The organism is Delftia sp. NA_296.1, assembly GCF_052692095.1.
This window is the reverse complement of the sequence record NZ_JBQZGF010000003.1, coordinates 203312-215462: the sequence shown is the minus strand read 5'-3', so window position 1 is coordinate 215462 and position 12151 is coordinate 203312. Positions and strand designations below refer to the sequence as shown.

The 12151-nt window shown below is 69.4% G+C and carries 12 protein-coding genes; 6 read left to right on the top strand and 6 right to left on the bottom strand.

What is annotated here, in order from left to right; all coding sequences use genetic code 11:
• Nucleotides 1-8: 8 nt before the first annotated feature.
• From ACUTR7_RS08835 to ACUTR7_RS08820, 4 genes are read left to right on the top strand one after another with little or no spacing between them, the layout of a single operon-like run.
• A complete protein-coding gene (locus tag ACUTR7_RS08835) occupies nt 9-1175 on the top strand; it encodes an acetyl-CoA acetyltransferase (protein ID WP_445608628.1) in 1167 nt (388 codons plus the stop codon).
• Nucleotides 1172-2842: an acyl-CoA synthetase gene (locus ACUTR7_RS08830; RefSeq protein ID WP_445608627.1), complete on the top strand. Its 1671-nt coding sequence runs from the start codon at nt 1172-1174 to the stop codon at nt 2840-2842. Before ACUTR7_RS08835 ends, ACUTR7_RS08830 begins: the two co-directional genes overlap by 4 nt.
• A 53-nt stretch (nt 2843-2895) precedes the next feature.
• Nucleotides 2896-3918 (top strand): TRAP transporter substrate-binding protein, encoded by a 1023-nt coding sequence (locus tag ACUTR7_RS08825; protein WP_445608626.1) that lies wholly within the window; start codon nt 2896-2898, stop codon nt 3916-3918.
• A complete protein-coding gene (locus ACUTR7_RS08820) occupies nt 3915-5792 on the top strand; it encodes a TRAP transporter large permease (protein WP_445608625.1) in 1878 nt (625 codons plus the stop codon). The genes ACUTR7_RS08825 and ACUTR7_RS08820 overlap by 4 nt, the downstream gene beginning before the upstream one ends.
• A gap of 18 nt (nt 5793-5810) precedes the next feature.
• Here ACUTR7_RS08820 and ACUTR7_RS08815 read toward each other — a convergent pair whose 3' ends face one another.
• On the bottom strand, nt 5811-6182 hold the full coding sequence (locus tag ACUTR7_RS08815) for an oxidoreductase (RefSeq protein ID WP_445608624.1): 372 nt from the start codon (nt 6180-6182) through the stop codon (nt 5811-5813).
• Between the two features lie 256 nt (nt 6183-6438).
• Between ACUTR7_RS08815 and ACUTR7_RS08810 the strand changes: the two genes are divergently transcribed.
• Both ACUTR7_RS08810 and ACUTR7_RS08805 read left to right on the top strand, forming a co-directional pair.
• Complete coding sequence (locus ACUTR7_RS08810) at nt 6439-6708, top strand: hypothetical protein (protein ID WP_445608623.1); 270 nt, start codon at nt 6439-6441, stop codon at nt 6706-6708.
• Nucleotides 6705-7115, top strand: a complete 411-nt coding sequence (locus tag ACUTR7_RS08805; protein ID WP_445608622.1) for a type II toxin-antitoxin system VapC family toxin — start codon at nt 6705-6707, stop codon at nt 7113-7115. The genes ACUTR7_RS08810 and ACUTR7_RS08805 overlap by 4 nt, the downstream gene beginning before the upstream one ends.
• Nucleotides 7116-7209: 94 nt before the next feature.
• Here the strand turns inward: ACUTR7_RS08805 and ACUTR7_RS08800 are convergent, their stop codons facing one another.
• The 5 genes from ACUTR7_RS08800 to bluB form a co-directional block, all read right to left on the bottom strand.
• Entirely contained in the window at nt 7210-7641 is a 432-nt protein-coding gene (locus tag ACUTR7_RS08800; RefSeq protein ID WP_445608621.1) for a hypothetical protein, read from the bottom strand.
• A gap of 142 nt (nt 7642-7783) precedes the next feature.
• Nucleotides 7784-9289: a cobyric acid synthase gene (locus ACUTR7_RS08795; protein WP_445608620.1), complete on the bottom strand. Its 1506-nt coding sequence runs from the start codon at nt 9287-9289 to the stop codon at nt 7784-7786.
• Nucleotides 9276-10319, bottom strand: coding sequence for an aminotransferase class I/II-fold pyridoxal phosphate-dependent enzyme (locus ACUTR7_RS08790; RefSeq protein WP_445608619.1), 1044 nt, complete (start codon nt 10317-10319; stop codon nt 9276-9278). The genes ACUTR7_RS08795 and ACUTR7_RS08790 overlap by 14 nt, the downstream gene beginning before the upstream one ends.
• Nucleotides 10316-11410 (bottom strand): adenosylcobinamide-phosphate synthase CbiB, encoded by a 1095-nt coding sequence (gene cbiB, locus ACUTR7_RS08785; RefSeq protein WP_445608618.1) that lies wholly within the window; start codon nt 11408-11410, stop codon nt 10316-10318. Before cbiB ends, ACUTR7_RS08790 begins: the two co-directional genes overlap by 4 nt.
• Nucleotides 11407-12138, bottom strand: coding sequence for a 5,6-dimethylbenzimidazole synthase (gene bluB / locus ACUTR7_RS08780; RefSeq protein ID WP_445608617.1), 732 nt, complete (start codon nt 12136-12138; stop codon nt 11407-11409). The genes cbiB and bluB overlap by 4 nt, the downstream gene beginning before the upstream one ends.
• Between the last annotated feature and the right edge of the window lie 13 nt (nt 12139-12151).

The following is a 12151-nucleotide window of genomic DNA, read 5'->3' as shown; positions in this document are numbered from 1 at the left end:
GCCACGCCATGAACCCACCCCGCATCATCGGCTGGGGCCACACGCCCTTCGGAAAGCATGCCGCAGCCGATGCCGAGCAACTGCTGCGTGACGCCATCGACCCGGCACTGCAAACCGCCGGCCTGGAGCCCCGGGACATCGACGGCATCTTCGTGGGCCACTTCAACGGCGGCCTCCTGCCCCAGGATTTCAGCGCGAGCCTGGTGGCCCTGGCCGTGCCTGAACTGCGCCATGTGCCCGCCACGCGCAGCGAGAACGCCTGCGCCACCGGCTCGGCTGCCATCTGGGCTGCGCTCGACGCCGTGCAGTCCGGCCGCATACGTTGCGCGCTGGTGGTGGGCTTCGAGATCATGAACGCCCAGCCCGCGCACAAGATTGCCGAGATCCTGCTGCGCTGCTCCTGCGTGAGGGAGGAAGCTGCCACCCCGGCGGGCTTCGCAGGCGTGTTCGGGCAGATCGCCACCCGCTATTTCGAACGCTTCGGCGACCAGAGCGATGCGCTGGCAGCCATCGCGGCCAAGAACCATGCCAACGGCGTGCACAACCCCTTCGCCCACATGCGGCGTGACCTGGGCCTGGACTTCTGCCGCCACGCCTCGGACCGGAACCCCTTCGTCGCGGGCCCGCTCAAGCGCTCGGACTGTTCGCTGGTATCCGACGGCGCGGCGGCCCTGGTCATCTCGCGCCAGGCCTGCGGCAACGCCAGCGTGGCGCCCGTGCGCTGGCGCTCGCGCACCCAGGTCAACGACTTCCTGCCCCTGTCGCGGCGGGACCCCACGCGCTTCGAGGGCGCCGCGCTGGCGTGGCAGCGCGGGCTGGCCGATGCAGGCGCCACGCTGGCCGACCTGGGCTTCGTGGAAACACACGACTGCTTCACCATGGCCGAACTGCTGGAATACGAGGCCATGGGCCTGGCTCCACATGGCCAGGGCGCGCGCGCCATCCTCGACGGCAGCACATGCCGCGACGGGCGGCTGCCCGTCAACCCGTCGGGAGGCCTGAAGTCGCGCGGCCATCCCATAGGCGCGACAGGCGTTTCCCAGCACGTGATGGCGGCCATGCAGCTGTCAGGCTCGGCCGGGGCCATGCAACTGACCGCGCCCCGGCTGGGCGCCGTCTTCAACATGGGCGGCGCGGCCGTGGCCAACTACCTGAGCATCCTGGAGGCCGCATGAACAGGCTTGCACCTGCGAACATCGCTGCAGTCCCCGCGCCCCAGGCCGCCAACCTGTCGCTGCTGCTGTCCCAGACGGCCGCCCTGTTTCCCGACAGGCCCGGCCTGATCCAGGGCGATCGCCGCTGGACCTGGGCGCAGATCGATGCGCGCGTCAATGCGCTGGTGCAAGGCCTGCGCGCGCTGGGCATGCAGGCCGGTGACCGCCTGCTGGTTCAGTCGCGCAACGGCATCGCCCTGTTCGAGAGCTGCTGGGCCGCCTTCCGGCTCGGCGCCGTCTGGGTGCCGGTCAACTTCCGGCTTACACCATCCGAAGTGGCCTGGCTGGGCCACGCCAGCGGCGCCACCGCCATGCTGGCCGAAGAAGAATTCGCCAGCCATGTGGACGCCGTGCGCGCCGCCTCGCCAGGGCTGCGGCAGGTGATCACGATCGGCCGGCCGCGCCAGGCCCATGGCGAGCATGGCTACGAGCAGTTGCTGGAGGAAAACGCGGGTGCACCTGCGGCGGCGGCGCCCGTGGATGCCGATACGCCGCTGTGGTTCTTCTATACCTCCGGCACCACGGGCAGGCCCAAGGCCGCGATGCTCACGCATGGGCAGATCGCCTTCGTGGTGGTCAACCACCTCGCCGACCTGATCCCGGGCACGGACGAGCACGACTGCTCCATTGCCGTGGCACCGCTGTCGCACGGCGCAGGCATACATGCCCTGCTCAACGTGGCGCGCGGTGCGGCCACCGTGCTGCCCACCGCCGACAGGCTGGACCCTGCCGAGGTCTGGGAGCTGGTGCAACGGCACCGGGTCACCAACCTCTTCGCCGTGCCCACCATCGTCAAGCGGCTGGTGGAGGACCCTGCGGTGGACCGCTTCGACCACGGCTCGCTGCGCTACGTGGTCTATGCGGGCGCGCCCATGTACCACGCCGACCAGCAGCGCGCGCTGCGCAAGCTGGGCCCGGTGCTGGTGCAGTACTTCGGCCTGGGAGAGGTGACGGGCTGCATCACCGTGCTGACGCCCTGCATGCACCTTCTGGATGATGGCGACGGCAGCGCCAGTCCCGCCGACACACTGATCGGCACCTGCGGGCGCCCGCGCACGGGCATGGAGGTCGCCATCCTCGACCACCAGCTCCAGCCCGTGCCCACGGGCGCCATCGGCGAGATCTGCTGCCGCGGCCCCGCCGTTTTCGCGGGCTACCACGACAACCCCGAGGCCACGGCCCAGGCCTTGCGGGGCGGCTGGTTCCACACGGGCGATCTCGGGCGGCTGGACGCGCGGGGCCTGCTCTACATCACGGGGCGGGAATCGGACATGTACATCTCGGGCGGCTCCAACGTCTATCCGCGTGAAGTCGAAGAGGCGCTGCTGACCCATCCCGCCGTGGCCGAGGTCGCCGTGCTCGGCATGCCCGACGCCACCTGGGGCGAGATCGGCGTGGCCGTGGTGGTCGCGCACGGGAACGCCGATGCCGCCGCAGGAGGACTCACGGCCGAGGCGCTGCTGGCGCACCTGGAGGGCCGCTGCGCCCGCTACCGCTGGCCCCGCCAGTTCCACTTCTGGGACGCCCTGCCCCGCTCGGGCTACGGCAAGGTGGCCAAGAAGGACATACGCGAACGCCTGCTGCAGGACACGAGGCAGGGAAAAGAGCAGGCCATCCAGCCCACGTGACGCAGATCCACCCCGGCCCGCACGACACAAAGACAACGCCCAGGAGACAAGCCATGACCCTTTCCCGACGCCACGTGCTGCACGGTGCCGCAGCCGCCGCCTGCACCCTGCCAATGGCCCTTGCACACCGCGGAGCCTTTGCCAGCAAGGCGCAATTTCGCTACAAGTACGCCAACAACCTGCCCGCCACGCATCCCATGAACATCCGGGCACTGCAGATGTCGCAGGCCATCCTGGCCGAGACCGGGGGACGGGTGGACATCCAGGTCTTTCCCAACGGCCAGCTCGGCGCGGACACCGACGTGCTGGGCCAGCTGCGCTCAGGCGGCGTGGAGTTCTTCACGCTGTCGGGCCTGATCCTGTCCACCCTGGTGCCGGCGGCCTCCATCAGCGGCGTGGGCTTTGCCTTCGACGGCTACGACAGTGTCTGGAAGGCCATGGACGGCGAACTGGGCGCCCATATCCGCGCCCGCATCGCCCAGGCCAACCTGGTGGCCATGGAGCGCATCTGGGACAACGGTTTCCGGCAGATCACCTCGTCCACGCGCCCCATCGCGGGTCCCGCCGACCTCCAGGGCTTCAAGATCCGCGTGCCCGTCTCTGCGCTGTGGACCTCGATGTTCAAGGCGCTGGACAGCGCGCCCGCGTCCATCAACTTTGCCGAGGTCTATTCCTCGCTGCAGACGAAGATCGTGGACGGGCAGGAGAACCCGCTGGCCATCATCTCCACGGCCAAGCTCTACGAGGTGCAGAAATACTGCTCGCTCACCAACCACATGTGGGACGGTTTCTGGTTCCTGGCCAACCGCCGTGCCTGGGAGAAGCTGCCCCCCGACCTGCGCGACATCGTGGCACGACACATCAATGCCGCAGGCCTGCGCGAACGCGACGATGTCGCCGAGCTCAACGCCGGCCTGCAAAAGGAGCTGGCCGCCAAGGGCCTGGCCTTCAACACCGCCGACACCGCCGCCTTCCGTGCGCGGTTGCGCAAGGCCGGCTTCTACGCCGAATGGAAGCGCAAGTACGGTGACCAGGCCTGGGCCGTCCTCGAGCGCAGCGTCGGGGCGCTGGCATGACTGCACCCCAGGACAAGCCCGCCCATGCCCCGCACAATGCCTGGACCGCATGGGACCGCATCGACCGCTGGATGGGCGCGGCCGTGGCTTGCGCGGCAGGCCTGCTGGTGCTGGCCGATATCGCCGTGCTGTTTGCGGGAGTGGTGGCACGCTTTGCCTTCCACCAGCCACTGGTCTGGGCGGATGAACTGGCCTCCATGCTCTTCATCTGGCTGGCCATGCTGGGTGCCGTGATCGCCCTGCGGCGCGCCGAGCACATGCGCATGACGGCCCTGCTCTCGCGCCTGTCGCCTGCGCGCCGGGCCCTGTTCGACGCCATCGGAACCTGTGCCACGCTGGCCTTTCTCGCCCTGGTGGCCTGGCCCGCCTGGGAATGGGCAGCGGACGAGCGCTTCATCACCACGCCCGCGCTGGAAATCTCCAACATCTGGCGCGCTGCGGCACTGCCCGCCGGCATCGTGCTGATGGCCGTTTTCTCGGTGCTGCGCCTGGTGCGCAGCGGCGAAAAGGCGGCGGCCTGGACGGCACTGGCCGTGGTGGGCGCCATCATGGCGGCGTTCGTGCTGGCAAACGGCATCTTCGGCATCTTCGAGGACCTGGGGCGCCTGAACCTGCTGGTCTTCTTCGTCGGCGTGGTCGCGGCCTGCGTGTTCAGCGGCGTGCCCATTGCCTTTGCCTTCGGCCTGGGCACGCTCGGCTATCTGGCCCTGGCCACGGACACCGCCCTGCCCGTGATCGTCGGCCGCATGGACGAGGGCATGTCCCACCTCATCCTGCTGGCCGTTCCGCTGTTCGTCTTCCTGGGGCTGCTGATCGAGATGACGGGCATGGCGCGCGCCATGGTGGCTTTTCTCGCGGGCCTGCTCGGCCATGTGCGCGGCGGCCTGTCCTATGTGCTGGTGGGGGCCATGTACCTGGTCTCGGGCATCTCGGGCTCCAAGGCCGCCGACATGGCGGCCGTGGCTCCGGCCCTTTTTCCCGAAATGCGCAAGCGCGGCGCGGACGAAGGCGATCTGGTGGCCCTGCTGTCGGCCACGGGCGCGCAGACGGAAACCGTGCCGCCCAGCCTGGTGCTGATCACCATCGGCTCGGTCACGGGCGTGTCCATTGCAGCGCTGTTCACGGGCGGACTGCTGCCGGCGCTGGTCCTGGGCCTGTCGCTGTGCGTGGTCGTCTGGTGGCGCTCGCGCCATGACCGGCCGCCGCAGGCGCAGCGCCAGCCCTGGACGCAGATCGCACGGCTGGGTCTCATCGCCCTGCCGGCGCTGGCCCTGCCCTTCGTGATCCGCGCGGCCGTGGTCGAGGGCGTGGCCACGGCCACCGAAGTCTCGACGCTGGGCATTGCCTACGCGGCCATTGCCGGCCTGCTGATCTACCGCCAGTTCGACTGGCGCCGCCTGGGGCCCATGCTCGTGGCCACGGCATCGCTGTCGGGCGCCATCTTGCTCATCATCGGCACGGCCACGGCCATGGCCTGGGGACTGACCCAATCGGGCTTCTCGCGCTCGCTGGCCGAGGCGATGGCCGCCCTGCCCGGCGGGGCGCCCGCGTTTGTCGCGGTTTCGCTGCTGCTCTTCGTCATCCTCGGCTCGGTGCTGGAAGGCATACCGGCCATCGTGCTGTTCGGCCCGCTGCTGTTTCCCATCGCACGCGACCTGGGCATCCACGAAGTGCACTACGCCATCGTCGTCGTGCTCGCCATGGGCCTGGGCCTGTTCGCCCCGCCGCTGGGCGTGGGCTACTACGCAGCCTGCGCCATAGGCCGGATCCACCCGGACAAGGGCCTGCGGCCCATCGTGGGCTACCTGCTGGCGCTGCTGGCGGGCACGGTGGCAGTGGCGGCCGTGCCCTGGCTGTCGATCGGATTCCTGTAGAAGCGCGGCCGCCCGCGATCAGGAATATTCCAGATCGCTGTGCTTGCCGACCACCAGCCGGCCGGCCGACAGCGACATCATCAGCAGCGCAATCCCCTCATGCATGATCAGCGTGTGCGTGTTGCCGGTCTCCACCATCTTGCTGCGCAGCGACTCGCGCACCTGGGGGGAGCCGGTCACGTCGATGATGATGTCCACCGCCGCATCCACCAGATCCATGAACCGTGTGGTGACCGGCACGCCACGCGCACGCGCCAGTGCGATGCCGGGCTGGTCCAGGTCCAGGTCGGCCACTCCGAGCAACTGCACGAAAGGCGCGTCCAGCAATTGCTGCAGCAAGGGAGTGCCGGTCTGCCCCGCACCAATGACCACGATCCGGAAGGCTTGCATGGGTTGAATCCTTTTCCATATGGGAAGTACGGCGCCATCATAGAAATGCCTTGCCGGTGCGCGCCGGTCCGGGGCGGGTGGAATGGGTTTGTATGACCCAGGTCAAATCCGGTGGACAGGGGCGTGGTGGCGGACCCTCCCACATCAGCGGTATCCGCGCCGCAGCGCAGGCACCGCCCTTGGTCAGGTATCCGCGGTTGAGATTCGATACTGACTTCAGTACCATTCAACACATCGATGCCAATAAGGAGCGACCGTGCACAACACCTTGACTGCCGCAGAACTCAAGCGCCGCGGCATGGCAGCCATTGAGGATGGACTCCGGCATGGCCCTGTCCACCTGATCAAGCGCAACCAGGCAACCGCGGTGGTGCTGTCCGAGAAGGAGTACCGGAAACTGCTGGAGCAGGCTCCGCAGCCGCACCACGGCATGACAGCGGTGCAATGGTTGCTGTCGCAACCCACCACAGGCGCCCGCGAGAAGGCGGAGATCGATGCATTCCTGTCAGGGGAGCGCGACTGGTGATCGCCTTTTTTGATGCCAGCGCACTGATCTACCTGCTGCAGGCCCGAGAGCCTTTTGCCAGCCGTGCCCGGGCCGAGCTCCAGGCGCTGCATACGGCCTATCCGGGCATGGCATCCGCTGTGAGCCGGCTGTCCTGGCTGGAATGCCGCACCGGCCCCCTGAAGTCGAATGACTCGGCCGCGTTGGCAGTCTTCGACACCTTCTTTGCCCGGGCGGACCTGATCTGGGTGGAACTGAGCCGCGAGGTGGTGGAGTTGGCCACCGCGATCCGCGCGCGGCATGGACTGCGGACCCCCGATGCCCTGCACGCCGCCAGTTGCCTGCAACTGGGACCACACCACACGCTCTTGACGGGGGACGCTGCCTTCCAGAGGGTTCATTGCCTGAACGTGGTGCTTCTGGCCTGAATGCAGCTGCCGCTGCCGCCTGCATTCGCCCACAAAAAAACCCGCCGGCTTCGTGGCCCGGCGGGTTTTCTCAGGTGAACAACAGCAGACGCTGTTATTGCCTTACAGGAACCTGCTCCGTGTATTCGCGCAGCACGCCGCCGCCTTCGACGGAGCCGCTGACTTGGCCGTCCTTGACGCGCTCCACGCAGGAGCGGCGGTCGCCTTCGTTCTTGAAGACATCGCAGCGGGCCACGGCATTGCGCTGGAAGTTGTCGCCCGACTGGACGCCGCCTCGGCGCGATTGCTCCTGGACGGCGGCGGCCTCGTGCTGGGCCGGGTCGCGGCGGTCATAGCCGCGCTTGGCGGTCCGCTTGGGCTCGGCGTGCTTCTTGTGGTGGTGATGGGGCTTGGCCTTTTCCGCAGCGGGAGGCGGGGGCGGCGCGCCATCAGGGCCAGGGGCGGGCTGGGCGGTGGCCAGGCCGGCCATGCCCAGGACGGCGGCGCCAATACACAGCTGCAGGGGACGGATCCATGGATTCTTCATAGCTTCACTCCATTCCTCGTGAAAAAGTCAAGGCCCAAGCATGCGTGTTTTCCAGCTCGCCTTTTATCGGTACAGCACGGCTGCGCATGCAGTCCATGGCCTACATATTGCCGCGCGCCGCGTGAGCGGTACCCGACCTGGGTCAAGCCTGTGTGGCAAACCAGCGCTGAACGCCTTCGGCCATGCGCGCGAAGACGCTGTCCAGCGTGGGGACCTCGGCGCCCCACAGGGCGTGCAGCACGTCCGCGTTCTCGAACAGGCCGTGCCAGTAGCAGCCGGCGATGCGGCCGTCAGGGCTGTGCCACAGCAGGCCCGGCACAGGCTCGGCCACGGCGCTGCCGGCAGCCACCATGTCGGGGCGCACGCTGGTCTGGCCGTGGTGGATTTCATAGACCCGGGCCTGCACGCCGGACAGCGGCGCCAGCGCACCCGGCAGCGGCGGCAGTTGCACGCTGGCGGGCAGCACGGTCTTGCCGGGCGCGAACAGGGTCGTCAGCGGCAGCAGGCCCAGGCCGGCCGCGTTGCCGTCCACGCCGTGCAGGTCGATCAGCGCCTCGCCCAGCATTTGCAGGCCGCCGCAGATGCCCAGCACCTGCCGGCCGGCCGCAGCGTGGGCGGCGACGGCAGCATCCAGGCCCTGGGACCGCATCCAGGCCAGATCGGCGGCCGTGGCCTTGGAGCCCGGCAGGATGATCCAGTCGGCGCCTGCCAGCTGGGCCGGCGTGCGCGCCCAGGCCACGCGCAGGCCCGGCACCTGCAGCAGGGGCTGGAATTCGTCGAGGTTGCTGATGCGCGGGTAGGCAATGATGGCGATGGTGGTGTGCACGGAGCGCCCCACCCCTCCTCCAGAGCCACGGTCGTCAAAGACGCCATCCTCCTCCGGCAGGCCATGCTGGAACTGCATGGGGATGGTGGCCACGGTGGGCACGCCGGTGCGCTCCTGCAGCATCTGCGGGGCGGGTGCCAACAGGCTGGCGTCGCCCCGGAACTTGTTGAGCACAAAGCCGCGGATCAGCGCCTGTTCTTCCGGCGGCAGCAGCGCCCAGGTGCCGTAGAGGTGGGCAAAGGCGCCGCCACGGTCTATGTCGGATACCAGCAGGCAGTGCGCGCCGCAGTGGCGCGCCACGCGCATGTTGACGACGTCGCTGGCATGCAGGTTGATTTCTGCGGGGGAGCCGGCGCCTTCGATGACGACGACATCGTTGTCGGCGCGCAGGCTGTCCAGCGCCTCGGCGATCTGCGGCCACACGCGGGCGCTGCGGCCGCGCCAGGGCAAGGCCGATAGCTCCTCGCTGACCCGGCCCAGCAGCACGACCTGGCTGCGCATGTCGGCCTCGGGCTTGAGCAGCAGCGGGTTCATGCGCACATCGGGCGCGCAGCCTGCGGCCAGGGCCTGCAGGTACTGTGCCGTGCCGATCTCGCCCCAGGCACCGCCCGGTGCGCTGACCACACGCGCGTTGTTGCTCATGTTCTGCGCCTTGAAGGGCGCCACCTTGTAGCCCTGGGCGCGGTACCAGGCGCACAGCGCGGTGGCCACCCAGCTCTTGCCGGCGCCGCTGCTGGTGCCCAGCACCATCACGCACAGCGCAGGGCGCTGGCCGGGGGTGGGCAGGGGCAGATTCACGGCAGCGGGTTCATTCGATTGCATGGTGTTTCTCCATTGGCTGCCAGGCGGCCAGCAATGCGTTCTGGGATGCAGGCGCCAGCACGCCCATGCGCACGCAGCCGGGCAGGCCGAAGCTGTCGCAGTCGCGCAGCTTGATGCCCTGCGCGCGCAGTTGGGCCAGACGCGTCTGCATGGCGTCGCCCTGCTGGGCTTGCGGCCAGCGCGCCACAAAGTAATTGGCCTGCGAGCCGGGCAGTACCTGCCAGCCCAGGCACTGCACCAGATCGAGCTGCTGCGCCTTCCAATCGCGCAGCCGTTGCAGGCTTTGCGCCAGCCATTGCCGGGTGGCCGGTGCGGTCCAGGCGGTGAGCATGGCCTCGCCATGGGCGCCCACGGGCCAGGATGGGGACAGGGCACGCAAGGCCTCGATCTCGTCATGCGACACACCTTCGGGCGCAATGGCGTAGGCCGCGCGCACGCCGGTCATGCCCAGGGCCTTGTTGGGGGTCCACATCTGCCAGGCATCGCGCACCTGGGAGGGTACGGCGGGTTCCATGCCCAGCTCCAGTCTGAGGGGCGCATAGGCGCAGTCGATCACGCGCCAGGTGCCGGGCGGTGCGTGCTCGCTCCACAGGGGCCAGACATCCTCGGGCTGGCCCAGCGGGCTCGATGGTGCGCAGGCCCAGTGCAGGCCGGGACCGGCCTCGGCGATGCCGTCGCGCGCGGCCAGCGGCAGGCGCCAGACCTGGGCCGCGTGGACGTAGTCACCGTAATGGTGGGCCGGCAGGCTGGCGACGGCAGCGCCCTCGCGCGCCGCATGCATGGTGATGCGGTGGATGAAGTCGCTGGCGCTGGCCGCGATGACGATGCGCTCGGCCGGCACACCATGAAAATCCGCCAGCCGTACGCGCAACGCCGTGTAGTGCGGGTCCGGGTACTGGGCCGCGTGTGCCTGGGACAGCGCATCCAGCGCTTGCGGGCAGGGTCCGCAGGCATTGCGATTGGTGGAGAAATCGTGCGCGGGCACGCCCAGCGCATCCGTGCCACCGTGGGTGACTGTCATTGGTTTCATCGTGTCTGCCCCGTCATCACCCATCCAAGGACCAGCGCGAGGGCCGCCCCTGCAGCCACCAGCATGGCGACCACGCAGCCCGCATGCGCCACGGCCTGCTGCAGCTCGGCCGCCTGCGGCACGCGGCCTTCGGGATTGAGCACATAGACGCCGGGCTTGCCCAGGCGCACGCCCAGCAGCCTTGCCATGGCGCCCATGGGCCAGCCGCCGTTGGGCGAAGGGGTGGCGCGCGCATCCTGGCGCAGGCCGCGCCATCCCCTGCCCCGGCCAGCAGCCAGGCCGGACAGCACCAGCAGCAGCGCGGTCAGGCGCGCCGGTATCCAGTTGAGCAGGTCATCGGCACGCGCCGCCCATTTGCCGGCCCATTGCCAGTGGCGCATGTCATCGCCCTGCCCCCGCCAGCCCGGGTAGCCCCACATGGCATCGGCCGTGTTGGCCAGGCGATAGAGGGCCGCGCCCGGCAGGCCGGCCACGGCGAACCAGAACAGCGGCGCCAGCACGGAGTCGCTGAGGTTCTCGGCCAGGGTTTCGATGGCGCTTTCGCGCACCTGGCCTGCGTCCAGCCGTGCCGTGTCGCGACTGACCAGCCAGGTCAGCCGCTCGCGGCCTGCGGGCAGCGACTGCTGCAGCGCGGCTTCCACGGCCAGCACCTCGTCGCGCAGCATGCGCCAGGACAGCAAGGGCTTGAGCAGCACACCCAGCACCAGCGCCCCCAGCCACCAGGGCATGGGCGGCAGCAGCCACTGGATGCACGCATAAATGGAGAAGAACAGCAGCGCCAGCAGGCACCAGGCGATGGCCCCCAGGGCAAAGCGCGGCCAGTCGCGCGCATGCTCCTGGCGCGGGGCAACCATCCGCCCGGCCGCGCCCAGCAGCCGGCCCATGGCGACCACGGGGTGCATCCACACGGGGGGCTCGCCCCAGAGCCGGTCGATCAGCAGGGCCACGGGCACGGCCAGCGCGGCGGCCAGGGCGTGGCGCGCCCAGGGTTCGGCTTGGACCTGGGCCTGCGGCTGCGACAGCGCCTGCCAGCACCACCACAGCGGGCTGAGCGCGGCGCCCAGCAGTTGCCAGGAAGGGCTGTCGCTCATGCCTGCGGCTGCGGACCGGCGGCGCGCTGGCCCCAGAAGTCGTCGTAGAGCATGTCCTGCAGCGGCGCACGGCTGGCCCATTTCTGCTGCTGCAGCATGGGTTCGGCGTAATAGGCGGACACGGGGCCCAGGCACAGCACGGCCAGCGGCCGGCTGCCCACGGGCATTTGCAGCAGCGCGGCCAGCACTTCGGGATCGAACAGCGAGACCCAGCCCAGGCCCAGGCCTTCGGCGCGCGCGGCCAGCCACAGGTTCTGGATGGCGCAGGCGGCCGAGGCCACGTCCATCTCGGGCAGGGTGCGACGGCCGAAGACATGGGCCTCGCGCCCCGGCGGCATGGCGACCACCAGCACCTCGGCCGCGTCCAGCACGCCCTGGACCTTGAGCTGCATGAAGTCTTCCTCGCGCTCGCCCAGCGCACGCGCGGTCTGCAGGCGTTCCTGCTCGATCACGGCATGGATCTCCTGGCGCAATTGCGCATCGCGCACGCGGATGAAGCGCCACGGCTGCATGAAGCCGACGCTGGGCGCATGGTGGGCCGCGCGCAGCAGGCGCAGCAGAACGTCGGGCGCGACCTCGCCGCCGCAGAAGTGGCGCATGTCGCGCCGCTCATGGATGGCGCGGTAGACGGCTGCCCGATCGGCCTCGGCAAAGGGATGGGCGGCAATGGTCTCTGGTGCCGAAGGCGAGGATGCCGGAGATTCCGGCGGATGCTGTTCGCTGCTCATGCCGCCATTGTCC

What these genes read in the sequence shown, in the direction of transcription:
- ACUTR7_RS08835 (WP_445608628.1), top strand. Translation starts at nt 9, where the DNA reads ATGAACCCACCCCGCATCATCGGCTGGGGCCACACGCCCTTCGGAAAG.
- ACUTR7_RS08830 (WP_445608627.1), top strand. Translation starts at nt 1,172, where the DNA reads ATGAACAGGCTTGCACCTGCGAACATCGCTGCAGTCCCCGCGCCCCAG.
- ACUTR7_RS08825 (WP_445608626.1), top strand. Translation starts at nt 2,896, where the DNA reads ATGACCCTTTCCCGACGCCACGTGCTGCACGGTGCCGCAGCCGCCGCC.
- ACUTR7_RS08820 (WP_445608625.1), top strand. Translation starts at nt 3,915, where the DNA reads ATGACTGCACCCCAGGACAAGCCCGCCCATGCCCCGCACAATGCCTGG.
- ACUTR7_RS08815 (WP_445608624.1), bottom strand. Translation starts at nt 6,182, where the DNA reads ATGCAAGCCTTCCGGATCGTGGTCATTGGTGCGGGGCAGACCGGCACT.
- ACUTR7_RS08800 (WP_445608621.1), bottom strand. Translation starts at nt 7,641, where the DNA reads ATGAAGAATCCATGGATCCGTCCCCTGCAGCTGTGTATTGGCGCCGCC.
- ACUTR7_RS08795 (WP_445608620.1), bottom strand. Translation starts at nt 9,289, where the DNA reads ATGCAATCGAATGAACCCGCTGCCGTGAATCTGCCCCTGCCCACCCCC.
- ACUTR7_RS08790 (WP_445608619.1), bottom strand. Translation starts at nt 10,319, where the DNA reads ATGAAACCAATGACAGTCACCCACGGTGGCACGGATGCGCTGGGCGTG.
- cbiB (WP_445608618.1), bottom strand. Translation starts at nt 11,410, where the DNA reads ATGAGCGACAGCCCTTCCTGGCAACTGCTGGGCGCCGCGCTCAGCCCG.
- bluB (WP_445608617.1), bottom strand. Translation starts at nt 12,138, where the DNA reads ATGAGCAGCGAACAGCATCCGCCGGAATCTCCGGCATCCTCGCCTTCG.